Here is a 25,017-nt window from a genome sequence, read left to right as displayed (position 1 = left end):
CAGCATGATGATACATACATTTATTGGTACAGTCTTTAAGCAGGGGAATCGCTGTTTTATTGATATTCCCTTCAATGTTTGGGAAATCTGTGGTCAAAAAGGCAATATTGCGGTAGAAGTAACTATTCAAGGCTGTGATTTTGAATGCAGGCTGATTCCTAAAGGAGACGGTTTTTATTATATTCCGATTAAAAAATCGATATTGAAAATGTTGAATTGTGACACTAAATTCAATGTTTCTTTTAACGTTATCAGCTATTTAACTCGAATCAATCGAAACAGTCCTTATACATTGCAAAATCCCATACGAAAGATCACTGATATTAAAAGATTGACTTATCCTAAAGCCGGCTACTGCGGTCAGCAATGCATTGCGATGCTGACTGGACTGAGTGTTGAGGAGGTATCAGAAATTATGCAGGCAAAGGCATGGCAGTGTTCTTTTTCTAAGCTGTTGGAAACGCTGGATTATTTTGGAATCTCCTATGAGGAAAGAATTATTTATACTAGAGGCAAAACTGTGGAACTGCCAAAATGCTGTATCGTGAATATAAGGGATGAAAGAAGAAGTCATTTTGCTTTGTATTACCATGGGGAATACTATGGGGAGACGCAGCCTGATGAGCAAGATATCATCAGCTATCTAAAAATCAATACAGAGTAGCTGCAGTTTAGATCATACGAATAAGATAAATCTTCAATAATAAAAAGAGTTTAGGGAAATACAGTATGATTTCTTTTCAACTCTTTTTGTCTTTTATTATGAATATTTGCGAGTAAATATTTTTAGTGAAACAAGATAACTGATGATCAGACTAAGGATCGTTGCGATACAGGCGATTATCATCAATACGGTAGAACTCAAAGTCAGAATCTGTTTCATGTCAAAACCAAGAAAAGTCACTAAATAGACGAAGATGGAAAGACCTAAAATGATCATATAAACGAATGTTCCTTTTCTTGCCCCTAGTAGGATATAGCCGACATTGTTAATAGAGATCATCAGAGTTCCAATCAAGATGCCTACTCCCCATAAAAGCAAACCTAATTCTAAACTGACGGATTGGATGACATAGATATGAATCAAAGTATATAGAAGCCCAAACAGCATATGAATTCCAAAGAAGATAAAAGAGGTAATATATCTAGCTAGAATGATTTCAGCCTTAGTGACAGGCAGAGAGATGATGGTCTTGTCAAAATTAGTCCGTTCTTCCTTTTCCATTACCACTTGTATAAAAGCACTGCCGCCAATCGGATAAGATAAAACCACAATCAGGGCTAACCCGTATAAATTTTGAAAGAAAAAGCCAATAGGAATCATTATTGCTAAATTAAGAAAAAGTGTTGCAAGCTGACTTTTTTGTTTTAAAACGAACAAATCTTTATATATTAATGCTTTCAAAGTTTTATCCCCCTTACATACATCAGCATAATGTCTTCAATTGTTGCTTTGTCAATGACAATATCCTGATAGGTCTTTTGGAAATCCTGTCTGTTTTCCACTAATACCTTATATTCAAAATCCTCTTTTTTATATGCTAATATTTCATCTTGCGGCAGGGTTTCAAAGATCTTTTGTCCGCAGCGGATAAGACCGTAATGACTTTGAATATCATCATAGGTTTTGGTTAATAAGATTTCACCATTATGGATAAATGTAATATAATCTGCTATTTTATCTAAATCACTGGTGATATGAGAAGACATCAATATGCTATGGGCTTCATCCATAATAAATTCCTGCAAGATTTCTAGAATCTCATCTCGAACAATGGGATCCAGCCCGCTGGTTGCTTCATCTAAGATTAATAATTTAGGATGATGAGACAGCTCGACGGCAAAACATAGCTTCATTTTCATTCCTTTTGAATACTGGGAAATTGTTTTACTCTTAGGCAGTGAGAAGCGTTCGATATATTCAAGATATTTTTCATGATCCCACTGATGATAGATCAGACTCATCATTTTGCCAAGATCCGAATACTTAAATTTTTCATTATAGTGACAGCTGTCGTAAATAATGCCAATGTCTTGTTTAAGCGTTTTTTCATGTTCTCTGAGATTTTGATTAAAGACATATATTTCCCCGCTGTCTTCTTTTAATAATCCTTCTATTATATTGATAATTGTTGATTTTCCAGCCCCATTTTCACCAATCAGACCGACGATCATTCCTTTGGGAACGGTGATTGAGACATCTTTCAATTGAAAATCATCAAATTTTTTATTAATATTCTTTAATTCAAGAATTGTGTCCATTTTCATCCTCCTTATATAATAATGTAATGGTTTCAATTAATTGAGAAAGTTGAATACCATTCATTTTTGCGTCTTCCACTAACTCTTCTGCTTTTGCTTCCAGTATTCGCAGTTGTTCTTCACGTACAAAATCTTTGTTTTGATGAGAAACAAAAGTGCCTTTGCCGGCAACCGTTTCAATGAAGCCGTCTCGAACTAAATCTTCGTAAGCATGTTGGGAAGTAATGACACTGATATGCAAAGATTTGGCTAAACCGCGAATAGAAGGCAAGGAATCACCCGGTTTTAATGTTCCATTCATGATCATCGCTTTGATTTGTGAAACGATTTGTTCATAAATAGCTTTATTTGAACTATTGCTTAATATGATCTCCACATTTTCCCTCCTAACTGTACTTACTGTACATATACAGTATAGTCTGTGCATGTACAGTTGTCAATCTCATAATGATAAATTTTTGCGTATAATAAAAATCAACCACTGTACAGCAGTTGATTTTTCTGGCTAAACCCGGTGAACTCATTGATTTTAGGACGTGTAAATTAATTTATAGAATGTATGGAGTACCGAGTGGAAACGTGATTGCTTTTATTTTCTACTAGTATTATAAAAGGATTTTGTATGTGAACCTGATTATTTTCAGAGGATGAAACGCGCTGTTCGATTCTTTTCATTTTTAAAGCTGAAATAGGGTGAATTTATGAAAAAATAGTTGCATTAGGAATCTGTGAATTTGGTTTCACAGTTTGAATAAGTTATGCTATAATGGTAAATGATTTCAATAAAGAGGTAGAGACTATGATTAAAATCATCGTGGCAATGGATAAAAATAACTTGATTGGAAGCGCTCAAGGAAGAATGGGGATGCCGTGGCATAATGCCGAAGATCTTCAACATTTTAAAGAAACAACCTTGAATCAGACTATTCTGATGGGAAGAAAAACGTTTGAGTTGATTGGCAAACCGCTGCCAAAACGAAAAACGATCATAGTAAGCAAGGCACATGATCTTGAAAATCTCAATGCTGAGGTTTGTCATGATTTAGAAACTTTGCTGAAAGATTATGAGAAAGATCAAGACATTTATATTTGCGGAGGAGCATCTGTTTATCAACAGACCCTTGATTTAGCTAACGAGCTGATTGTTTCTTATATTCCGGGTGATTATACGGGTGATGCCTATTTTCCGGTAATTAAAGAGGATCGGTTTAAGTGTATAGAAGAAGTAGAAAAAGAGACTTTCATTTTAAAAAAGTATAGGAGGATCAAATAGAATGAAAAGAATAGCACTCATTGTATTGCGGTTGTTTTGGAAAATACCGTACTATTTAATTCAATTGAAACGATTACAGAAGGTAGATAAGTTTCCAATAGAAAAAAGATATGGCTTTATCAATAAATTTTTAACTGATGTAGCAAGAGCGGGGCGGGTGGAGATTGTTTGTACAGGTTTAGAGCAGTTGCCAAAAGAAGACGGTTATTTGATGGCTCCTAATCATCAGGGACTTTTTGATCCGGTGATTATTGCGGTAACACATAAAAGACCAACAACAGCAGTCATCAAAAAGGAGCTGTTAAAAGCTCCAATCGTAAAGCAAATTGCAGTAATCGATCAGGCACAGGCAATGGATCGCAATGATATCCGCGGTTCAGTCAAAATTATCAGACAGGTAACAAAAGAGTTGAAAGAAGGACGTACTTACTTTATTTTCCCGGAAGGTACACGTTCACGTGAAGGGAATAAGATGGGGGAATTTAAAGGCGGAACATTTAAAACAGCGGTAGAAGCAAAAAAACCAATCGTGCCGGTAGCATGTATTGACTGCTATAAACCGTTTGATACAAATACAATTGCGAAAGTTACCGCTCAGGTTCACTACTTGAAACCTATTTATCCAGAAGAATATGAAGAAATGTCAACTGTGGATATCGCAAAATTAGTACAATCAAGAATTCAAGAGAAAATGGATGAGGTATTGGGAGAATAGGAGCATCTTTCTCCTTTTTTCATATATATAACTATAACATCATTTGTAAAAGTGAATGAAACATGGTTAAATGACAAACAAGGAGAGATCTATGTGGAAAAGAGTCTTGTCAAAAAGATCTTAGAGACCGATCCGGCAGCAAAAAACAGATGGAATGTCTTATTAAATTATCCTGGGGTTCATGCGTTATTTTTTTATCGTATTGCCCATACTTTATGGAAAGGACATCTGAAGATACTGGCACGCTTTATTAGTCAGCTAGCTCGTTTTATAACGGGAATTGAAATTCATCCGGGAGCAGAGATCGGAAAACGTTTATTTATTGATCACGGACATGGAGTGGTAATCGGAGAAACAACGGTGATTGGAAATGACTGTACTTTATATCAGGGTGTAACGCTCGGCGGTGTCGGGACAGGACCACTGACACTTAAGCGTCATCCTACTTTAGAGGATCGGGTAATGGTGAGTGCGGGCGCTAAAGTAATTGGGAATATTACGATTGGCAATGATTCTATCGTAGGCGCACAGGCGGTGGTTTTGAGGAATGTTCCTCCTAATTGTACCGTTGTGGGAATACCGGCGTGTATTGTTAAAAAAGATGGAGAAAGAGTGAGGAAAGAATCCAAATGAAGAAGTGGATAATGGCATGGCTAGTATTAATTGTAATATTGATCTTGGTAAAGACAAATATCATTTTACCTTTGGATAATCAGATCTATGATTATGTATCTTTATTACAGTCCCCTAAAACCAATCAGTTTATCATCAATATTACTAATTTAGGATCTGGGACATTTTATGGAATCATTTGTGTTCTTCTCATTGTCTTTAAAAGAAGACTGGGTTTAGTTTTGACACTTAACAGCAGTTTTGGATTTTTAATGAACTATACTTTAAAAAATATTGTTCAAAGACCAAGACCGTTGGATCGCCTAGCGGTTGAAACTGGTTTTAGTTTTCCCAGTTCCCACACAACCTGCTCCGTCATGTTTTACGGGATGCTAGGGATTATGTTTGCTCATAGTAACTTGAAATATAAAAGAGTATTCAGTTATGCCTCTTGGGCAATGATTCCGATTATTGCATTTACGCGAATCTATCTGCATGTGCATTATTTCAGTGATGTATTGGCGGGAGCTGTATTTGGTGGTATATTATTAGCTGTAATGTATGAAAAAGTATTTAAGAAAATGCTAGACTACTAGCAAAGAGGTGGAAAGATTGTCTAAAGAGAAATTTAAACATTATTTAGAGTGGTTTTTATTAGCCGCAGCTGTGATTGTATTCTACAAAACCTTTGATAGTTTACATATAATTTATGATGTCTTTAAAATGATATTAACGATATTAACACCGTTTATTGTAGGTGGGGCATTAGCGTATTTCCTATATCCGCTTTGTAAGAAGATGGAAAGAATACTGGAAAAAACGAAAAAGCCTTGGGTGATTGAAAGGCGTTTATCTTTGAGCGTATTTATCACTTATTTTGCCTTTTTGCTTCTTTTAGCGATCTTACTGTTATATTTGATTCCACTTACAGTTAATAATGTGATGGACTTTATCAGTAAATCCGGGCAATATGTGGAACAGTTTGATCAGTTGGTAACGTCAACGTTTAGTGATCCTAAACTGGTTGCTTTCTTGCAGTCTACATTTAATGATTTTCAAATTCCTTTTGATCGCTTGCTGAACTTTGATGTTTTAAAATATGCTCAGGGGGCAATCAACACCGCTGGTGTACTCCTTTCTTGGGTGATGGGGATTGTCATTTGTCCCTATGTGCTTTTTGAAAGAAGAAACTTGATGCGTATTTTTGATCAGTTCATGGGAATGTTTATTGATCAAAAGAAGATCTCTTTGATTCATTATTATGTTCGTAAGGTTCATGTGATCTTCTCTAATTTTATTTATGGAAAAGCGGTCGATTCCTTGATTATCGGGATTATTGCTTATATTGGTTTTTCATTATTGAATTTGAAATTTGCCTTTATGCTGGCGTTAATTATTATGGTAACCAATATGATTCCTTATTTTGGTCCGTTCATTGGTGGAATCCCGGTAGTCATTATCACTTTGATTGTCATGAATCCTATCACAGCGATCTGGGTAGCGATCTTTATCTTTGCTTTGCAGCAGTTCGATGGTTTAATCTTAGGACCCGCAATCTTAGGCGATTCGGTAGGGATCAGTCCTTTCTGGATCATCTTTGCGATTACCCTGTTTGGCGGATTATTTGGCTTTTTAGGAATGTTCTTAGGTGTACCGCTGATTGCTGTCATTCGAATGATTATTTTAGAAGTGCGGGATTATCAGGCAGAGACCTCTAAACAGAAACAAATCGATGATATCGAATAAACATAACCTTCGTTTAAAGACGGAGGTTTTTAAATCTATAGGCATCTTGAAATAAAAATGAAACAAATCCATATTTTTATCTCTTTCTCTAGACTAATTTTATTTCAAATGAAGGGTATCTAGTGTATACTAAAAAACAGATAGTAAGGATAGAGAGGAAAAAATATGAACATCATAAAAGACCAAGAAGTCATCGTTATTCTAAAAACAATGCTGAATAAACTGGATAACCGCTTAGTGGATCATGGCGAACGGGTTGCTTTTCTTTGTCTGGAAATCATGTCTTATCTGAAGGTTCCTCAGGAAGAATATCTGCATGTTGCAAAACTCGCATTGCTTCATGATATCGGGGCTTATAAAACAGATGATATGGATGCCTTGCTAAGTTTTGAGAGTAAAGATGTCTGGGAACATGCTATTTATGGCTATTTATTTTTGTCTAGGCTGTCTCCTTTGAAAAAGAATTCAGATTGTGTTTTGTATCATCATATGTCCTATGAAAAACTAATGAAAACAAGATGTTCAAATAAAAAGATTGCTTCTTTGATCCATCTGTGTGACCGCATCGATGTTGCCGTTAAACAAGGAGCCTCACTGACCTTATTACTTCATCAAAGCGGACAGTTTGATCCTTTGCAGGTCAAAGCATTTGAAGCTTTAAATAAAGACCATGTCCTCATACACGCTTTAGAAAATATGATGTATCAAGATAAAATGAACGCTCTTTATCAAACAATTTATTTAGGTGAGGATGAACGCAGAGGTTATCTTGAAATGCTTGCTTACTCGATTGATTTTAGAAGTGAATTTACAGTTTTGCATACGATTACAACCACAGCCATTGCGATTGAATTGGGAAAGCAGTATCAATTAAATTCAGTAGAAATGAATAAATTATATTATGGAGCTTTATTGCATGATCTTGGCAAAGGGGCAATTCCCATCAGCATCTTAGAAAAACAAGGAAAACTTGATGACAAAGAGACACAGTTAATGCAGCGTCATGTTTCGATTACCGAAGAAATTCTAAAAGGCTATATTCAAACAGATGTGCTGAATATGGCAGTGCGTCATCATGAAAAATTAGATGGGAGCGGGTATCCACATCATTTAACGAACAAAGAACTGACTTTAGGGGATCGAATCGTAGCGATTGCGGATATTCTTAGTGCTTTATTAGGGAAACGAAGCTATAAAGAAAAATTCTCTGTTGCAAAAGCTATTTCTATTATAGAAGAGATGGCAGAGGAAGGAAAAATCGATGTGGATATCGTACATGTATTTGTACTTCATCATGAAGAAATAATGGTTCAAGTACAACAAAATACAGAAAAAATCAAACAGTTATATGCGGATATGCTGAAAGACTACTTAGAACTTAGAGATCAGTGTGCTAAAGTAAACTAGAGTGTCCGCCTTTGCAGGTTATTTCTTAATTGAATGCTTCTTGAAATAAAAAGGTGTCATCCAAATAAAAATCTGTGTGGCTTTTTAAGAATAGGAGAATCTATAATCATTTAATGAAAAAAGCTCTCAGTGAAGGAGAGCTTTTACATTGTGTTTTCAGGAAGTAATAAATAAAACATATCTTAATAACAGGGATGAGAGTTTAGTTCTTTATCATGCTGCGGCGACTGCTTCGATAGCCGATCAGTAAACAAAATACGGATATAATGACAGCACCAAGCAGGAATATAAATACAGGATTATAATTTCCGAAATAATCATAGATGAACCCATATGCCGGTAGTAATATGATGGTCGCTAATGGGAGACTAGTCATAACAAATGGGAATATTGTTGGATAATCTTTTTGACCGAAGAACTCTATGGTGAGAAGCGGACCTACAACACTAATGGATGAAGACGCTAAACCATGTAAGAAAGAGGCGAAAGCAAAGATTAAGATAGACCCATTAACAAACCTATATAATATAATGGAAATAAAAGCAATCGTAATAATGCCTGCACATGTTTTTATAATCCCTATTTTATCACTGGAAATTCCAATGAGAACTGATCCTATTGCGGATCCCATCATGGATAAAGAAAGAGCTTTTCCAATAATAGTGATGTCTAATCCCATTGCTATGCCAAAATTAGTCGCGTGCTGTTGAAAGGAAGCAAAGCCTGTCAAAATGACCATAAACAATAATAATAAATAAAATGCCGGTGATTTTAATATCACTTTAGATAAGATATTCTTATTTTTTTTATTATTATCTGTGGTTTTGGTTGTTTTTTTACTATTTGCTTGCTGTGATTTTTGATATGCTGGATTTTCTTTAATGAATACCAGACCCACAACTAAAATAAAAATCAAAGCAAATAGACCAAATAAGACATAGGTACTGCGCCACCCATTAGCGGCAATTAAACCTGTTAACATAGGCTGAAACACAGCTCCCATGAGACTGCTGATCATCATCATTAATCCCATAACTAATCCTATATTTTTATGAAACCAGCGATTAATGAGGATAGGACCTAACAGATTGACTAAAAAGGTTGCCCCGATTGCCATTGGTACCGCAAAAATATACCATGCCCAAACAGAATTCATATAACCTAAACAAAGAAACGGGATTACTTGCAGTAATGTGCTCAATACAATGATTCTTTTTATTTTCATCTTATTTATCAAATCTCCGGCTATTGGGAGCCATAATAAATTTGCGATAGAGGCAATGCTCAGATATAGAGATAACCTTCCTACCCCGACATCTAAATCCCTCGATACAGGAGCTAAAAAAATCCCGGCGGAGGTATTGATTCCGGCACCTGCAACCCCTCTTATTAAAGATACAGCTAATAAAATAACCCAGGCATAATTCCATATTTGTTTTTTCAAAATCATTCTCCTAACTTATGATAGTGTAATACAGTAATAAATATCTTCATGTTTACATTAACGGTGTCAAAACATAGGTTGATATAGTGTGTTATTTTAATATTAGGGTTTACCAATTGCTTATTATTATACAAAATTGGAATGAAAATACGTTTATAGCTAAAACAAAAATATGATCATCAATAAGCTAAGTGTTGAAAGTAAAATTTCAGTGATTCATCATGAGATTAAAGCTTAAAATATATGAAGAATATTGGGATCAAAAGAATTAAGGGATGAACGACGATCCAATAATTTACGGACTTTTAAGAAATTCACAGCTCATTTAAAGACAATTATAGAGTATATACAGGATCTTTGGTAAAATATAAGAAGCATCAATTTGTAAAGTCTTGTCTGTGGCTAAAGGAATAAAAGCACTCGATTTGGACTCTGAAAAATTAAAAAAAGTGCTGTCCCAAATAAAAATGCACTTCTTAAATGACTGTATTTACAGGTAAAAAAAGTTTGATTAAAAATGGGCATCAGGACTTGTGCTAATGGGTCAATGGTAATGAACTGACACCTATTTTACTTATACACAATATTTAATTATTATTAAATTTTTTATGATGAATAAGTCAACTATATATCATAAACGCAAGTTATCGTTCACTAATGATGTTTGAGCGTTGATAATGTTAAATAAAAAAGGACATATGATTTATGTCCGAAGGAGGTCAAAGAAAACCTCTAAATAATCTTAAATTGGCGGCACATAGGCGATTCGAACGCCCGACCCCACGCTTAGGAGGCGTGTGCTCTATCCAGCTGAGCTAATGCGCCAGTAATATTGAGTTTAAATAAAAGCCAAGCCTCCAAGCTTCGCAGCTCAAGGGGCATACTTTCTGTCTGTATCTCTATTTGCTTTATTATTTTAGCATTTTCCTTAGTAAAAAGCAACCTTGCCATTTCCTCTTTGAAGTGCTGAAGTCGGTATATTTCTTTCCTTCTATTTGTATTTTATATCATTCATGATAGAATAATGACAATGTAACAGCAAGTATGTTGGAGGGATAATAATGACGCAACGACAGTTTATGTTGATTTTTTTATTGTGGAAACAGGATCGGATCATGACAAGTGAGGAACTTTCTAGTCATCTGCATGTCAGCAATCGAACGATAAAAAGCGAAATATTGATCATACAGTCAAAAGCGGATCAGATGGGAATTGAAATCAAAGCTAAACGGGGGTTAGGGTATCAGCTTCTTATCATTGATGATCAGCAGTTTCAAAAAGAACTTTTACCTCAATTAGGAAGTTATGGGGATGTCAGTGAGATTCCAACAGATGAACAAATACGAATTTACCAAACAATTTCTATTCTTTTTGAACAGGAATATGTTACTGCAGATCAAATCGCAGCATCACAGTTTATCGATAAGCGTTCTCTGAATAAAACCTTTCATCAGATTCGAAACTTGCTGCAGCGGTATCAATTGATACTCATCAGTAAAGCGAATTATGGCTTTAAGATTACCGGGAGTGAGCTTCATCAGCGTTTTTGCATCATGGATATCTATGGCTACTATCATCATATAACGATGTTGATTCGTAAAGATAAAATGTATCAAAACTACTTTAAAATAGAAGAAACGACTCGCCGTAAGATCAGAAATATATGGCTGACACTGATCAGCAGCCGATCTTATACGATAAAGGATATTCATTTAGAGAAATTTATGTATCAGCTGCTGTTATCCTATCATCGTTTTCAACTGGGGCATAAAATAGAGTTCGATCAGTCACAGATCGATGAGATTACATCGTGGGAAAGCTTCGAGATTGTACAGTCATTAAAAAAACGTCTGCATGAAGAAAATATATTTGAGATGGATGAGTCGGAAGTCTATTATTTAAGCATCGTTTTATTTTGCTATATAGATGTTCATTCCATACAGCAGATGAAACAATCCCCCAGGTTTTATAAACAAAGCCTGAACTGTGCTAAGGAACAGCTGCGAAAATTACAAAAAATGCTGCCCACTTGTTCATTTCCTCAAGATTTTATCAATAATCTTCAATTTGCACTCTATCCGTTAGTCGTGCGATCACAGTATGCTATGTATGAAGATAATAAATGGCTTCGGCAATGGCGCCTAAAGGGGATATTAAGATCCTTGGTTTCTTTAGAACTCAGCTATCTGACTTTAAATAATAGGGGAGAGGGCGATGACTGTTGTATCAGTCAGGAAGACGTAGTTCAGTTTTCTTATACATTTCAAGCATTGCTGAATCAGCAGCGCTCAGTTGTGAAACGCCAAAAAATTCTGATTATTCCGAGTTCCGGCTATATGAGTGCTTTATCATTAGTAAATAAGATTAAGCAAGACTTTGCACATTGCATTGATTCCATTGAAATAAAAGAACGTTATCTTATTAAGGAGATAAAAGAAGTCAGAAATTATGATCTTTTAATCAGCAGTCCGGAATATTGCGAAGATTTCACGAATCAAGGGGTGATGCTGTACAGTGAGGCTATACTAAATGGTCATTATCAGGAACTATATTTTAAATTAATGGAAGTAGAAGGAAGAAATAAAGCTTTTTTTCCTCCGCTCCAGTCGGCTTATTTTATTGAATTGGAAGAGGCGGATTCCATACTGGATATTTTCAATGCCTTATATGGTCATAAAGATAAAAGTCAAGTTCAATTAGAATATCAAAATTTCCTATCTCGAGAAAATTGGGTATTTAATGGAACCTTTTGTTCAACTACCGGGTATTTTCATTTTGTTGAGATGCCCTTACAAGAGTGTTTTGGCATAGTAAAGATAAAAAGACCGCTTCAATGGAAGAATACGGTGATAGAGATATTGGTCATATGCTGGATCCACCCGGATTCTTTAGAGAAATGTCATTTTTATGATGTCTTTTTAAACCATTTATTAACAGATAGAAGCTCACTTGAACTACTTTGGAATGATCGCAGTGAGGAAGCATTATTTCAGATCATGAAAAAATTAACTATGCTTTAATAAGAATTTCACTTGTATAAGTGAAATTCTTTTCCTATATTTTCATTTTTTTTATGTTTACAATGGATATACATGGGAGTAAAGTGATGCCTTGATTAAGAGGTAAAAACTAAACAAAAACACTCATAAATAGGGGAGGAAATAAAAAATGGAGAATCCAGCAATTTTTTTTATTAGCATATGGCTTGTCTTTGTTGCGGTGCTTATTTTTGTACTATTAAAAGTAACAGAAAAACGTCGCAAGGGGGCAGTAGATCAACGCATTCAAAGTGTAAAGACACAGCTTCAGTATATTCAGGATTACTATTTAAAAGATAAGGAAGTAAAGTTTGCCTATGCCTACAGCACCAACAGCATGTGTCAAACGACAGGGGATAAAGCTAAATCATTAGCAAAGAATGCCGCAAAAGCAGTTATACGTACCACACTGACAGGACGTGCTTCGTATCGCGGTTCAGAAATCGGCAGCCGTAATTACCTGATTGCATATGATAATCAGACCCTTTACTTTTTTTATGTCTATGCATCGCAGTCCGCAGTAAAAATGGATTTTAATGAAGATGAATTCTTTTCTGTGGCTAAAGAAAAAATAAAAAATATAACGCTCAAAGATAAAAAAGAAGCTGTCATCTACATTGATTTTTATGATGGTGGACGTCTTGGTTTTAAATTAAATGATAAGATTTTAAATGAAGTTGACTTCAAAGATGAAAATGAGGCATTTAAAGTCTTTATGATCAATCAAGCAGCACTTATTGCACAGTCATAATAAAAGAAATAGGAGAAATATATGAAAACAGAAGAATTAGATTTAAGAACAAATGAAACAATTATTGAAGAAAAGAAGGGGGATACATGGAAAACACCACAGATGCCTTATAAAAAACAAATCTCCGGTAAATTCTATTTTACTAATCAGAGGATTGCTTTTCGTACATGGGGTCCTTTTAAAAAATCTGCTGCCTATGATATAGAATATCGAGATATTGAATCGTTGGCGCCATTTTCAATCAATTTCTTTATCAAGACGGGAATAAAAATAACTGCCTTTAATGGGGAGATTTATAAAATTTCGGTGATGAAACGAAATAAGATTATGGAGATCATTTCCACTCATCTTAAATAAATTTATAGAAGGGTTGATGAAAAGTTGTGCATTAAAAGCATAACTTTTTATTTTTATAAACTATTATCTTTTATTATTTACAGTTGAATGAAGTACTCAAAAAAAATTAGACCAAAGGTCTAACGGATTGAAGATAGGTCAGAGCGCCTCTCTTTTTATTCATAGTGATTTCCAGAAATTCAATTATTTAGAAACTAAAGCATAAATTAGGTAAGAAAAATGTTATAATGTATTTAAATAGGATCATTTTTAGAAGATCGAGGGATTATCAGCAATAGGAGAGTGATTTTGGTGAATAAGAAATTTTCAAATCTGCGGGTTGCAGTTGTGCCTGTTATTTTATGTGTGGCTTTATTATTGACCGGAGTATTTTCAATTCGTTCTATCAATAATCTTCAAGGTAATGCACGTATTATCAATTATACCGGAATCGTTCGTGGAGCCACTCAAAGACTGATCAAAAAAGAACTCAATCATAATCCCGATGATCGTTTAATTACAGACATCGATACTATTTTAAATGGACTTTGTGAGGGCAGTACAGAATTGGCATTGATTAAACTTGATGGAGAGGAATATCAGTTTTTACTTTCACAAATGTGTATAGAATGGGAGGAAATTAAGAGCGAGATTATTGCTTACCGTAATCAAGAGGTTTCACGGGACAGGTTATTTGATTTAAGTGAGGACTTTTTTGATTTGGCTAATGAGACAGTCCTAGCGGCAGAAATTTATACGGAAGATGCCGTTCATGATGCCCGTATTTTATTATTATATATGAGTGGAATCTTTACATTAATAGCTATCTTGTGTACAGTCTATGCCTTTTTTCAAGAAAAACGCCGTATAGAGCTCAATAAAGCAGAAGATGAAAACCGAAAAAAGAGTGAACAGTTAAATCAGCGTTTTCAAGAATTACTGGCACCCATGAATGAGATAACAGAATTGCTTTATGTATCCGATATCGAAACACATGAACTTTTATTTGCCAATGAGATGGGAAAAAAGACATTTCATATTACGGATGATGCACATTTAAAGTGTTATCAGGCTTTGCAGGGATTAGATGCACCATGTCCTTTTTGTACAAGTGAACAATTGAAAAAGGATGAAACCTATACTTGGGAACATACGAATCTGATTACAAAGCGTCATTATTTATTAAAAGATCGTTTGATGGAATGGGAAGGGCGTAAAGCAAGAATGGAAATTGCTTTTGATATTACAGATGCGGAAAATGAAAAAAATGAATTAAAGAAGCGTTTAGAAAGAGATAATGTTTTAGTAGAATGTATTAGGGAGTTATATCGCAATCAGGATATGTTAAATGCTGCGGATCATGTTTTAAAACAAATAGGAGAGCTGTTTTTAGCGGAGCGTGCTTATATTTTCAAGTTTTATGAAGACCATCTCACTAATATTGCGGAATGGTGTCGTGAGGATATAGAACCACAGATCGATAATTTACAGTATTTGCCGAAATCAGAATTCGAAATATGGATGAACATGTTTGATCATCAGCAGAATATAGTTGTTTCTGATTTAGAAGATATTAAAGAGATGACGTATGAGTATGAATTTCTTGCTCAGCAGGGAATTCAAAGTGTGATTATGGTTCCGTTAGAACGAGATGGATTGTTAAGCGGCTGCATTGGTTTGGATAATCCATCACAGGAATCGATTGAAAATGCAGTGAACTTTTTAGAAACATTACGCTATTATATTATGCTGGCAATGCGTAGGGAAGAAGATGAAAAAGCACTTTATCATTTAAGCTATGTGGATACGTTGACTTCTTTTTATAATCGTAACCGCTATATTTTGGATCTTGGTCGCTTAAATGAAAACAAGCAATCTGTAGGGGTGATTTATTTAGATGTCAATGGACTAAAGGAAGTCAATGATCAGTTTGGTCATGATGCGGGCGATGCTTTATTGAAGAAATGTGCCGAAATTATTCAAAAAAGTGTTATCACAGGTTCTTTTTATAGAATCGGCGGGGATGAATTCATCGTCATCTGCTTAGGCATAAAAGAAGAGGAATTTAAAGAAATTCTTTATAGATTAAAAAATAATTTAGCTATGGAAAAATGTAATGCCGCTATAGGCTATAAATGGGAACAGGATTGTCATTCTATTCAATCTATTATCAATCAGGCAGATGAATTCATGTATACAGACAAAAGAGAATTTTATCATCGTCATTTGGAGACCGGGCGCTATCGCCACCAAAATGATGTGTTAGATTATTTATCTGATCCGGAGCTGTTAAAAGAAAAAATCATAAACAAGCAATTTCAGGTTTACTTACAGGCTAAGCTTGATGTCGGTACTCATGCGTTGGTTGGAGCAGAAGCATTGGTACGCTATATTGATGATGACGGCATGATTCAGCCACCGGATCGCTTCATTCAGGTTTTGGAAAACACTTATCAGATTAGCAAGATTGATTTCTATGTTTTTGAAACTGTCTGCGCCCAACTCCAAAAATGGCAGCAGCAAGGCAAAAAGCTGTTTCCGATTTCCAGTAATTTTTCACGCAGTACTTTTATGGAAGACCATTTATTAGAAAAGCTGGAAGCGATCATAAAAAAATACGGAATCTCTAAAAAATATTTAGAAGTGGAGATTACTGAAAGTACATGTTCGACGAACTGTAAAAGTTTGACAGATCGTATTAATCAAATTCGAGAGGCAGGATTTTTAGTCTCCGTCGATGATTTTGGAGCAGAAAGTTCAAATCTTGCTTTACTCGCTACGGCTCAGTTTGATATCTTAAAGATTGACCAAGGTTTTGTGAAAGATATTGTTTCCAACGCTTATGCACAATCTATCGTTGAAGCAATGGTCGGAGTATGCAATAAAAGAGGTATTCATTTGATTGCGGAAGGGGTAGAAAACGAAGCACAGTTTGAAGTTTTGAAAGCGTGCGGAGTGAAAACGGTACAGGGATTTCTTTTCAGTAAACCGATTCCGATGGAGCAATATGAATGGAAATATTTAAATACGAGTAATTAGAATTTACTAGGCTGCCTGCTTAATAACAGGCAGTTTTATTTGTTATGAGACACTCTCGTTGAGCTATTAAAATGGATCAAGTATAATAAAAACAGGTCAATATCTATATAAAGGAGAAACTGTATGGAACACAATAAAAGTAAAAGTGAATATCAGCATCGCATTAATAAAATTCAGGATTATATCGAAGCACATGCTTTTGAGTCATTTACCCTTGAAGAACTTGCACAGATTGCGGGATTCTCTAAATATCATTTTCATCGTATTTTTAAAGCGATGACACATGAATCCCTGTCACAGTATGTGCATCGCTTTAAACTGGAAAAGTCAGCTTTACTTTTAGGTCAGCGTGATGATATGAGCATTACAGATATTGCTTATCATTTGGGTTTTACCGACTCTGCCGTTTTTTCAAGAAGCTTTAAGCAGATGTATAAGATCAGTCCTACTGACTATCGTAAACATTACCGCAAGAATTGCAAAGACCAATATAATATTTCCAGATACAATCAAAGTGTATCAGATATGGAAAAGAATAAGCTTAAAGAAAAGATAGAGGGACAGGTAGAAATCTTGAATATTGAAAAAATGCGAGTAGCTTATGTCCGTTTTACCGGAAATTACGGTGAATTGGCTAATCAGTTTTCCGTTTTATTAAAGCAATTATTTGTCGCTGCACAAAAACAGAATCTGTTGGACGAAAAAACAAGAGTACTATCCATCTATCATGATCACCCTGAATTTACTGAACCGGATTCTTTCAAGACCAGCATTGCGATAACGCTCGCTAAGGAGGCTAAGGTGGACGAAAACAGTGGACTTGGAGTGATGGAATTACCAGCCGGGCAATATCTTGTAGGACATTTTTATATTGAACAGCATCTTTATAGTGCGATTTGGGATTATATTTATGAAGAATGGCTGACAACAAGTGGCTATGTCCCCAGTGACAGCTGTCCGTTTGAAATGTATATGAATGACCATACAGCTGATCCAAATAATATGCACTTAGTCGATATTTATCTGCCGGTAGAACCTATCGTTTCTTCTAAATAACTTTTCCATCTCTGATTAAATTCTGAATTTAATGATGAGGTGATGACATGAAAGAAATAAAGATCAGGGGAGCTCGACTTCATAATTTGAAGAATATGGATGTAACCTTGCCTAAAAACAAATTAATCGCAGCAACAGGAGTCAGTGGTTCTGGTAAATCCAGCTTAGTCTTTGATATTATCTTTGAGGAAGGACGCAAGCAATATTTGCAGTCTTTAGGCATGCTGACTAATTTGGAAGAATCTTATAAATTTGATTCAATTGAAGGAATCGGACCTACAATTGCCGTTCATCAAAATACGATTCGTCAAAGCAATCCACGCTCCACCATTGGAACACGCACAGGAATTCTGCATATGCTGACACTCTTATATTCCAGCGAAGGGAAAGTAAACAGTGAGGATTACGATGCGGATGAACATTTTGGTCCTAGCTTTTTTTCCTATAACTCTGCCAGCGGAATGTGTCTGCACTGTTCTGGGAAAGGAGCAAACTATGAAATTAATATCGATCAGCTTGTCAGCGATGACCAGATGACACTAAAGGACATCTTTATTAAATCAAAAGTGACTCCGGGCTATATGAATATTTTAAAGAAACGCTTTCATGATTATTTTAATATGCCTTTTGTTTCACTGCCCAATGAAGTAAAAGATGAAGTCATTTATGGGCGTTTTGAACAGGGAAAAAATAGTTATTGTTTAACCAAAGCCTTTGAAAATCGTCAGCGTAAAGGAGAAGCCGTTCAAGATTTTTATGCGATGCAGTTATGCCAAGAATGTCATGGTTATCGTGTTGGCGAGGAAGCAAGGAGTGTTTTTATTCATGGAAAGCACATTGGTGAACTATGCACGATGCTTATCTGTGACCTTTATCATTTTCTTTTAGAGACACTTAAAACAGAAGCGTACAGTCCGCTTGGAAGCAATTTAGTTCAAGATATCCTTAATAAATTAAAGCACTTAATGAATGCTAAGTTAGGTTATCTGACATTGTATCGGGAAATGTCGACTTTAAGTGGCGGTGAACTGCAGAGATTATTTTTGAATGCTCATTTAGATACAAAAATGGATTCACTGATTTATGTTTTAGATGAACCGACAGCAGGGCTGCACGCTTCTGAAAAGGAAGATATTATTGCTTCGATCCGGCAGCTAAAGGAAATTGGCAATACAGTGATTGTTGTCGAACATGATAAAAATACGATTCGGCAAGCTGATCATATCATTGATATCGGTCCCTTTGCTGGACATTTAGGTGGACAGATTGTTTATCAGGGAGATGTTGAGGGCTTATTGAAATCACCTTCCTCAATTACCGGAAGTTATTTATCCGGTGAAAAGACAATGCCGATAAGAAAGTTTAAACCGCTTCTTGATCAGCATCCTTTTCTTACTATTTTTAACGCTAAAACGAATAATCTTAAGAATATTACGGTCAAAATTCCTCTGCATGCACTGGTGGGAATAGCCGGAAAATCCGGAAGTGGGAAAAGTTCATTAATCTCTGATACACTGCTGCCACTACTGCGAACTCATTTTAAATATGCCTCTCAAGAAAGTAAGAGGGCAGATACAACAGTAAAGACAGAGGCTGAGGGGTTAAAAGGAATGAACGTGATTGCCGGTTATGCGGAAATATCACAAGCTCCGATTGGTCGCAACAGTAATTCTAACCCTGCTTCTTACATTGGTATTTGGGATAAAATCAGATCTTTGTATGCAAATCAAAAGGAAGCTATTAATCAAGGCATGCAGGAAAGCTTCTTTTCATTCAATTCAAAAGGTGCCTGTGAAGAATGTGAAGGCAGCGGTTATGAAAAAATATGGCTGGGAGAACATCTCAGCATTAATAAAACCTGTCCGAAGTGTCAGGGGAAACGATTTAATCAGGATACTTTAGCGATCCATTATAAAGGAAAGACGATAGCCGAAGTATTAGAGATGAGTATTGATGAAGCTGCTGAATTCTTTTGTGATCAGCCTGCCATACTCAGTCCTTTAAAGATTTTGCAGCAGATTGGAATGGGCTATATTCAATTAGGGCAGCCTACACCGACATTAAGCGGCGGGGAATCGCAGCGAATCAAACTGGCAAAGGAGATCGGCAGAAAAAGAAAAGGAAATATCCTGTATATTCTTGATGAACCCACAACAGGGCTTAGTCAGTATGATATCGCAAAATTGATTGAACTCTTAGATCAGTTGGTAGAAAAAGGGAATTCGGTTATTGTGGTTGAACATGATACGGATGTGTTAAAGATTTGTGACTATCTGATTGAATTGGGACCTTGCGGTGGCAGTGAAGGCGGATATATGATTGCCGAGGGAACCCCGGAAGAAATGAAGAAAGATCAAAATTCACTGACAGGGAGGTATTTGTAATGAAACCTCCTGTCTTATCTTTTGAAAAAGTCGATCCAATCGTGGGTGGCATACAGGAAGAAAAGCTAGTGGAAATGGACAAAGTCATACCGGTTCTGTATAAAAATTTAAACGGAATTATTGTGATAAGATCAAATAAAACAGTTTTTGAACGTTATTATAACGGTTATCAAAAAGAAGATACTTGTCATATTGCCTCAGTTACTAAAAGTATTCTTTCAGCCTTAATCGGTATTGCTGTCGATCAGGGGTACATAAAGAGTTTGGATCAAAAAGTACTGGACTTCTTCCCTGATTATGTCTGTCATCCTTCAGAAGTAGTGAAAAAGTCGATTACGATTCGACATTTACTGACGATGAGAGCGCCTTATCTTTTTAAACCGATGCAGGAGCCTATGGAGAAAATGGTCAGACGAAAAGACTGGATTAAATTTTCTCTTGATTTATTAGGTAAAAACGGCAATATCGGTTCATTTAAATATGCCAATTGCAGTGCTCATCTTTTATCAGTCATCCTCACAAAAGCAACAGGGATAAGTGCCAGAGAATTTGCGAATACTTATTTATTTAAACCGCTTGGCATCAAGGAAGTCGCTGATAATCCTGATCAGACATTTGATTATGAAGGTTTGTTTGGCAAGCAGTTAAAGGGCTGGGCAAAAGATCCCATGGGTTACTCTACCGGTGGCTGGGGTCTTAAGCTGACAACCCGTGACTTGGCAAGATTCGGCTCCCTTTATCTTAACGATGGGATGTATAATCAAAAACAAATTGTATCTAAAGAATGGATTAAGGCATCGACCACAGGTATCCCTTTGGAAAAAGAAATCAAGGTTTCTTTTACCCATTATGGTTATCTATGGTGCATTTATAAGTCAGAAAAGCTTTATGCTTATATGGCGTTAGGGGATGGCGGAAATATGATCTGCTGTATTCCTCAAAAAGAAATAGTGGTAGCCATCACGTCGGCAAATATGCGCAAGGCGCATGATCGTTGGGATCTCATTGTCGATTATATATTGCCATCTGTTTTGTAAGGAAAAGCTATTCTCTTAACTGAGGATAGCTTATTTTAGCGAGTTATTCTATGAAAATAATTGTTTTTCATATATAAATAACAATATAAATTTTAAAGCTTCTGAGCCTTTATGTTTGAAGGTAGGAGAATATGGATGTTTAGTATTTGAAACCAAAGGAATACATGACGTAGATTAATGCAATGATTTTTTCTAATATTGAAATGAAGGCTTTAGCACTAGTATTAATGAATGATATACGATAATATTAGTCTATCTTCAATTAAAGGATTACTTCTTTAGTAAGAGATAATTTGTATTAGAAGAAGGGGATAGGGTAAATGAAGCCAATAAAATTAATCATTACAGATCTTGATGCAACATTGCTGAATGATCAAAAAAGCATCAGTGACTACACGTATCGGATCATTACGAAGGCAAGAGAACGGGGAATAAAATTCGTTCCGGCAACAGCACGGGCATTAAGAGTATTAAAAAGAATGAACTTGGTAGAGCGGATTCCTCATGATCTGCTGGCATGTCTTAATGGGGCGATGATTTACGATGAACAGGATAGAATCATGTATCATAAAGGATTAAACAAAGCTGATTTTGATTTATTTATCGATGCACTGTTAACGCAGTTTGCCGACAGCAGGATTACGATTGAAATGAATGAGGAAGTCTATGCAAATCATAATGTTTGGGAAGTTGATCCTCATGAAAAGAATTATGTAGTCTGTGATTTAAAACATCTGCCAAACAAGATGATTGAGAGAATCGTTCTTGATCTTAAAAAAGAAGAAGACATGCAGAAGCTGAGAGATATTCTGCCGGATTACATGTATGCCCATCGCATTGAAGGAACGCTTTTATGTCGTATTTTACATAAGGAAGTATCAAAAGCTCACGCGATTGAATATTTATGTCAGCTATGGGATATTGATATCGATGAAGTTGTTGTGTTTGGTGATGATGAAAACGATTTGGAAATGTTTAGATTATGTCCTAATGCCATAGCTATGGAAAATGCGATTGGTGAATTAAAGACTTTAGCGAGCAGTGTGACAAAAAGCAACAATGAAGATGGGGTTGCCTATTGGATCGAAAATAATATTGAGTTGGATTAGAGAGAAGTAGTGTCCCTATAAAAAGTTGAATATGTTCATTTTAAGTGAATTGTTGAAAGGACTGTTGTCTATATTTATATGGACTCAATCCTTTTTCTTTTGATATTGCTTCTTTCTTTATTGTGGTATTCCATATAGTCTATCATAGTTGCTTTTTAGCTGTTCGATCGTTTCTCTCCTTAATTGGTACTATTATATATTTAGTTTTATGATACTTCAAGAAAAAGCAAGCAATAAAAACAATAAGGATTGAACGATATGTTCAATCCTCGTGAATTATAGAAATGTGAAATAAAGTAAAACAGTGATTCCTAAGATAATGCGGTACCAGCCAAAAACCTTGAAATCGTGTTTTTTAATATAGTTCATTAAGAAGCGAATAACGATCAATGACACTACAAAAGCGACAACCATTCCAATAATCAGCAATGTCAGTTCGGCGGTTGTAAAGATAAAGCCAAATTTCATCATTTTGATAAAGCTCAGTCCAAACATGACCGGTACAGCTAAAAAGAAAGTAAACTCGGCGACTGCAACTCTTGAAACACCGATTAATAATCCGCCAACGATCGTAGAGCCGGAACGTGATGTTCCCGGAATAATGGATAGGACTTGAAACAGTCCTATCATAAAAGCGGTTGTATACGTAATATCTGTTAGCTCATGGACAACAGGCGTACGTTTTTTATTCCAGCTTTCGATAAAGATAAATGCGATTCCGTAAAAAATTAAGGCACAGGCAATGACTGCCGGTGTATGAAAATGTGCCTCGATGTAGTCATCAAATAAAAGGGTTATAGCTGCCCCGGGAATGCAGGCTACCACAACTTTCATCCATAGTGACAGAATATCGGTTTTAATCATCGGTGAATGCTTATCACTAAATTGAAAAGGGATCATTTTTTTATAAAACAATACAACAACAGCAAGGACAGCTCCAAGCTGGATCACAATAAAAAACATTTCCTTATAATGATCGCTGACATTTAAAGTAATAAACTGGTCTACTAAAAGCATATGGCCGGTACTGCTGATCGGCAGCCATTCTGTGATACCTTCGACGATTCCCAGTATAATGACTTTAAGGACTTCGATTAAATTAGTTATCATTTTAAATCCTCCTTCTTAAAATAAGTATATGTGCTAATAAAGCCAATCATGGCAATTAAAATAATTATGCTACTGCTTAGCCAAATAGGATAGCCGGTAGATAAAGTTTTTCCCACCATAAGAAAATAGGTTGCTGTCCATGGGTATAATACACCTATATCTTGATTAGCTAGAGCGGCACTCCCCATTATAATGACGGCAGAAAAGATGATAGGAACGACAATACCTTTGCTTTTTAAAGAAAGATAAGCAAACGGACTCAACGTTATAAACATCAGGATACCACCTAGCAGCATTTTAATAAGCCATGTAAAAGCAACGGATATTTGAAAGCCTTCTATGCCAATCATCAGATGGTATAATCCGGATAAAAGAAAGATTCCAGCCCAAGTGATTAACATCAATATCATGATCCAAATTAACTGAATCAAAAATTTGCTCGTTAAAAAGGAAGAGCGTGAGATTGGAGCCGGAAGAATCGTTTTTAATGTTCGTTCTGTATATTCCCGACTGAATAGATATGCCGTGATGGCGACATAGACCATCATATTAATTAATAGCATCTCATACAGTAAGCCGTTGCTGTAAATATCCGCTAAAGTAAATCGCAGCTCCGGATGTTCAAAATGTGTCTGCAATGCTTCAACAAACAGCATGAAAGGTGTTGCACATACACTGACAGCACTAAATAAAACAATCTTTGAACGTTTCAATTTTAACCATTCACAATATATAAACCTAACCAATGTCTTTTCCTCCTATCAGATCTGAGAAGTAGTTTTCCAGAGCTTCCTTTTCAATTCGCAGCTCCTGAACCGCAATATGATTTTCTATCAATAACTGATTATAGACATCACTTTGTTGTTTGCAGTCATAAAGCTTGATCCATTGCCCATCTAATACATATTGTAGGGTAGGGGCGTATTGAAGGAGACAGTTGAGTGATTGCTCGGGATCATTTACATGAATAGATAAATAACTACGTTGTTTTTGTTTTAGTTCATCGATTGTCATCTCTTCAACTAAGCGCCCTTGATGAAGCACTCCGATAACATCGGCTATATGTTCTATTTCGCTAAGAATATGACTAGCTATTAAAATGGTCATTTTATTTTCATGACACAATTTTACTAATAGAGAGCGCATTTGTGAGATGCCGATGGGATCTAATCCATTAGTTGGTTCATCTAAAATAAGCATCTGCGGTTGATGTGCAATAGCGGCGGCTATTCCTAAACGCTGTTTCATTCCTAAGGAATAGTCTGAAAATACTTTCTTTGTTTCATGATGAAGATTAACGGTTTTTAATGCTTCATAAATTCTTTGATCCTCCTGTTTGCCTTGATAGCATTGAAGCAAGTGTAAATTTTCATAAGCGGTTAGATTATCATAAAATCCCGGAGATTCAATTAAAGATCCGATTCGATGATAATGTTCCTCCTTTGGTCTCTCATTAAATAAATTGAAATGTCCGCCGGTCGGTTTTACTAATTGAAGCAGCATCTTCATTAATGTTGTTTTTCCGGCTCCATTTCTTCCCAGCAAGCCATAAATCTTACCTGTAGGAACATGAAGGTTTGCATGATCAATGACTATTGTATGCTGATATGATTTGCTTAACTGATAAGTTTCAATAACGTTTGTCATAATGATTTCCTTTCTGCAATAGGGTTTGCATGTCTATTATTTGGCTATTCC

22 protein-coding genes and 1 tRNA gene are annotated in these 25,017 nt (G+C 35.6%); 15 read left to right on the top strand and 8 right to left on the bottom strand.

Annotated elements, in window-relative coordinates:
- Positions 1–4: 4 nt before the first annotated feature.
- Positions 5–664: a DUF1905 domain-containing protein gene (locus ACLRVU_RS08825; protein WP_412096581.1), complete on the top strand. Its 660-nt coding sequence runs from the start codon at positions 5–7 to the stop codon at positions 662–664.
- A gap of 96 nt (positions 665–760) precedes the next feature.
- On the opposite strand, the gene ACLRVU_RS08820 is transcribed toward ACLRVU_RS08825, so the two are convergent.
- The 3 genes from ACLRVU_RS08820 to ACLRVU_RS08810 are packed head-to-tail and all read right to left on the bottom strand — an operon-like array spanning position 761 to position 2,638.
- Positions 761–1,405, bottom strand: a complete 645-nt coding sequence (locus ACLRVU_RS08820) for an ABC-2 transporter permease (protein ID WP_147551888.1) — start codon at positions 1,403–1,405, stop codon at positions 761–763.
- Positions 1,402–2,262 carry an ABC transporter ATP-binding protein gene (locus ACLRVU_RS08815; protein WP_147551890.1) on the bottom strand — a complete coding sequence of 287 codons (861 nt, stop codon included), beginning with the start codon at positions 2,260–2,262 and terminating at the stop codon, positions 1,402–1,404. The genes ACLRVU_RS08820 and ACLRVU_RS08815 overlap by 4 nt, the downstream gene beginning before the upstream one ends.
- Entirely contained in the window at positions 2,246–2,638 is a 393-nt protein-coding gene (locus tag ACLRVU_RS08810; RefSeq protein ID WP_147551892.1) for a GntR family transcriptional regulator, read from the bottom strand. Before ACLRVU_RS08810 ends, ACLRVU_RS08815 begins: the two co-directional genes overlap by 17 nt.
- Positions 2,639–3,061: 423 nt before the next feature.
- Here ACLRVU_RS08810 and ACLRVU_RS08805 point away from each other — a divergent pair, with 423 nt between their 5' ends.
- From ACLRVU_RS08805 to ACLRVU_RS08780, 6 genes are all read left to right on the top strand, one after another.
- Positions 3,062–3,535 (top strand): dihydrofolate reductase, encoded by a 474-nt coding sequence (locus ACLRVU_RS08805; protein ID WP_147551894.1) that lies wholly within the window; start codon positions 3,062–3,064, stop codon positions 3,533–3,535.
- Position 3,536: 1 nt separating this feature from the next.
- Positions 3,537–4,250, top strand: a complete 714-nt coding sequence (locus ACLRVU_RS08800) for a lysophospholipid acyltransferase family protein (RefSeq protein ID WP_147551897.1) — start codon at positions 3,537–3,539, stop codon at positions 4,248–4,250.
- 93 nt (positions 4,251–4,343) lie between these two features.
- Positions 4,344–4,883 (top strand): serine O-acetyltransferase, encoded by a 540-nt coding sequence (gene cysE, locus ACLRVU_RS08795; RefSeq protein WP_147551899.1) that lies wholly within the window; start codon positions 4,344–4,346, stop codon positions 4,881–4,883.
- A complete protein-coding gene (locus ACLRVU_RS08790) occupies positions 4,880–5,458 on the top strand; it encodes a phosphatase PAP2 family protein (RefSeq protein ID WP_147551901.1) in 579 nt (192 codons plus the stop codon). The genes cysE and ACLRVU_RS08790 overlap by 4 nt, the downstream gene beginning before the upstream one ends.
- Positions 5,459–5,474: 16 nt before the next feature.
- Complete coding sequence (locus tag ACLRVU_RS08785) at positions 5,475–6,608, top strand: AI-2E family transporter (protein ID WP_147551904.1); 1,134 nt, start codon at positions 5,475–5,477, stop codon at positions 6,606–6,608.
- Between the two features lie 165 nt (positions 6,609–6,773).
- A complete protein-coding gene (locus tag ACLRVU_RS08780; RefSeq protein ID WP_412891572.1) occupies positions 6,774–8,015 on the top strand; it encodes an HD domain-containing phosphohydrolase in 1,242 nt (413 codons plus the stop codon).
- A 202-nt stretch (positions 8,016–8,217) separates the two neighbouring features.
- Here the strand turns inward: ACLRVU_RS08780 and ACLRVU_RS08775 are convergent, their stop codons facing one another.
- Together ACLRVU_RS08775 and ACLRVU_RS08770 are read right to left on the bottom strand one after the other, a co-directional pair.
- Complete coding sequence (locus ACLRVU_RS08775) at positions 8,218–9,459, bottom strand: MFS transporter (RefSeq protein WP_412096582.1); 1,242 nt, start codon at positions 9,457–9,459, stop codon at positions 8,218–8,220.
- Positions 9,460–10,207: 748 nt separating this feature from the next.
- Positions 10,208–10,284: transfer RNA gene (locus ACLRVU_RS08770), tRNA-Arg, on the bottom strand.
- Between the two features lie 236 nt (positions 10,285–10,520).
- On the opposite strand from ACLRVU_RS08770, the gene ACLRVU_RS08765 reads away from it, so the two are divergent.
- The 8 genes from ACLRVU_RS08765 to ACLRVU_RS08730 all read left to right on the top strand — a co-directional run bounded on the left by ACLRVU_RS08765 (position 10,521) and on the right by ACLRVU_RS08730 (position 22,209).
- Positions 10,521–12,479, top strand: coding sequence for a helix-turn-helix domain-containing protein (locus ACLRVU_RS08765; RefSeq protein WP_147551913.1), 1,959 nt, complete (start codon positions 10,521–10,523; stop codon positions 12,477–12,479).
- Positions 12,480–12,627: 148 nt separating this feature from the next.
- The gene (locus tag ACLRVU_RS08760) at positions 12,628–13,248 is read left to right on the top strand and encodes a hypothetical protein (RefSeq protein ID WP_147551916.1); all 621 of its coding nucleotides are present in this window, start codon (positions 12,628–12,630) and stop codon (positions 13,246–13,248) included.
- A gap of 21 nt (positions 13,249–13,269) precedes the next feature.
- On the top strand, positions 13,270–13,605 hold the full coding sequence (locus ACLRVU_RS08755) for a PH domain-containing protein (RefSeq protein WP_147551918.1): 336 nt from the start codon (positions 13,270–13,272) through the stop codon (positions 13,603–13,605).
- 291 nt (positions 13,606–13,896) lie between these two features.
- Positions 13,897–16,623: a GGDEF domain-containing protein gene (locus tag ACLRVU_RS08750; RefSeq protein ID WP_147551920.1), complete on the top strand. Its 2,727-nt coding sequence runs from the start codon at positions 13,897–13,899 to the stop codon at positions 16,621–16,623.
- Positions 16,624–16,746: 123 nt separating this feature from the next.
- Positions 16,747–17,679, top strand: coding sequence for an AraC family transcriptional regulator (locus ACLRVU_RS08745; protein WP_147551923.1), 933 nt, complete (start codon positions 16,747–16,749; stop codon positions 17,677–17,679).
- 47 nt (positions 17,680–17,726) lie between these two features.
- Positions 17,727–20,063 carry an excinuclease ABC subunit UvrA gene (locus tag ACLRVU_RS08740; RefSeq protein WP_147551925.1) on the top strand — a complete coding sequence of 779 codons (2,337 nt, stop codon included), beginning with the start codon at positions 17,727–17,729 and terminating at the stop codon, positions 20,061–20,063.
- Positions 20,063–21,100, top strand: a complete 1,038-nt coding sequence (locus tag ACLRVU_RS08735) for a serine hydrolase domain-containing protein (RefSeq protein WP_147551927.1) — start codon at positions 20,063–20,065, stop codon at positions 21,098–21,100. The genes ACLRVU_RS08740 and ACLRVU_RS08735 overlap by 1 nt, the downstream gene beginning before the upstream one ends.
- Before the next feature lie 320 nt (positions 21,101–21,420).
- A complete protein-coding gene (locus tag ACLRVU_RS08730) occupies positions 21,421–22,209 on the top strand; it encodes an HAD family hydrolase (protein WP_147551929.1) in 789 nt (262 codons plus the stop codon).
- A 276-nt stretch (positions 22,210–22,485) separates the two neighbouring features.
- Here the strand turns inward: ACLRVU_RS08730 and ACLRVU_RS08725 are convergent, their stop codons facing one another.
- Genes ACLRVU_RS08725 through ACLRVU_RS08715 form a run of 3 tightly spaced genes read right to left on the bottom strand, consistent with a single transcriptional unit; the run spans position 22,486 to position 24,966 of the window.
- Positions 22,486–23,319, bottom strand: coding sequence for an undecaprenyl-diphosphate phosphatase (locus ACLRVU_RS08725; RefSeq protein ID WP_147551932.1), 834 nt, complete (start codon positions 23,317–23,319; stop codon positions 22,486–22,488).
- Complete coding sequence (locus ACLRVU_RS08720) at positions 23,316–24,065, bottom strand: ABC transporter permease (protein WP_147551934.1); 750 nt, start codon at positions 24,063–24,065, stop codon at positions 23,316–23,318. The genes ACLRVU_RS08725 and ACLRVU_RS08720 overlap by 4 nt, the downstream gene beginning before the upstream one ends.
- The gene (locus ACLRVU_RS08715) at positions 24,058–24,966 is read right to left on the bottom strand and encodes an ABC transporter ATP-binding protein (RefSeq protein WP_147551936.1); all 909 of its coding nucleotides are present in this window, start codon (positions 24,964–24,966) and stop codon (positions 24,058–24,060) included. Before ACLRVU_RS08715 ends, ACLRVU_RS08720 begins: the two co-directional genes overlap by 8 nt.
- Positions 24,967–25,017 lie beyond the last annotated feature (51 nt).

Source organism: Beduini sp. (genome assembly GCF_047239305.1).
Taxonomy (GTDB): Bacteria; Bacillota_I; Bacilli_A; order Erysipelotrichales; family Coprobacillaceae; genus Beduini.
This window is presented reverse-complemented; position numbering and strand designations above follow the sequence as displayed.

What these genes read in the sequence shown, in the direction of transcription:
- ACLRVU_RS08790 (WP_147551901.1), top strand. Translation starts at nt 4,880, where the DNA reads ATGAAGAAGTGGATAATGGCATGGCTAGTATTAATTGTAATATTGATC.
- ACLRVU_RS08735 (WP_147551927.1), top strand. Translation starts at nt 20,063, where the DNA reads ATGAAACCTCCTGTCTTATCTTTTGAAAAAGTCGATCCAATCGTGGGT.
- ACLRVU_RS08745 (WP_147551923.1), top strand. Translation starts at nt 16,747, where the DNA reads ATGGAACACAATAAAAGTAAAAGTGAATATCAGCATCGCATTAATAAA.
- ACLRVU_RS08760 (WP_147551916.1), top strand. Translation starts at nt 12,628, where the DNA reads ATGGAGAATCCAGCAATTTTTTTTATTAGCATATGGCTTGTCTTTGTT.
- ACLRVU_RS08825 (WP_412096581.1), top strand. Translation starts at nt 5, where the DNA reads ATGATGATACATACATTTATTGGTACAGTCTTTAAGCAGGGGAATCGC.
- ACLRVU_RS08740 (WP_147551925.1), top strand. Translation starts at nt 17,727, where the DNA reads ATGAAAGAAATAAAGATCAGGGGAGCTCGACTTCATAATTTGAAGAAT.
- ACLRVU_RS08730 (WP_147551929.1), top strand. Translation starts at nt 21,421, where the DNA reads ATGAAGCCAATAAAATTAATCATTACAGATCTTGATGCAACATTGCTG.
- ACLRVU_RS08725 (WP_147551932.1), bottom strand. Translation starts at nt 23,319, where the DNA reads ATGATAACTAATTTAATCGAAGTCCTTAAAGTCATTATACTGGGAATC.
- ACLRVU_RS08780 (WP_412891572.1), top strand. Translation starts at nt 6,774, where the DNA reads ATGAACATCATAAAAGACCAAGAAGTCATCGTTATTCTAAAAACAATG.
- ACLRVU_RS08715 (WP_147551936.1), bottom strand. Translation starts at nt 24,966, where the DNA reads ATGACAAACGTTATTGAAACTTATCAGTTAAGCAAATCATATCAGCAT.
- ACLRVU_RS08755 (WP_147551918.1), top strand. Translation starts at nt 13,270, where the DNA reads ATGAAAACAGAAGAATTAGATTTAAGAACAAATGAAACAATTATTGAA.
- ACLRVU_RS08800 (WP_147551897.1), top strand. Translation starts at nt 3,537, where the DNA reads ATGAAAAGAATAGCACTCATTGTATTGCGGTTGTTTTGGAAAATACCG.
- ACLRVU_RS08765 (WP_147551913.1), top strand. Translation starts at nt 10,521, where the DNA reads ATGACGCAACGACAGTTTATGTTGATTTTTTTATTGTGGAAACAGGAT.
- ACLRVU_RS08805 (WP_147551894.1), top strand. Translation starts at nt 3,062, where the DNA reads ATGATTAAAATCATCGTGGCAATGGATAAAAATAACTTGATTGGAAGC.
- ACLRVU_RS08815 (WP_147551890.1), bottom strand. Translation starts at nt 2,262, where the DNA reads ATGGACACAATTCTTGAATTAAAGAATATTAATAAAAAATTTGATGAT.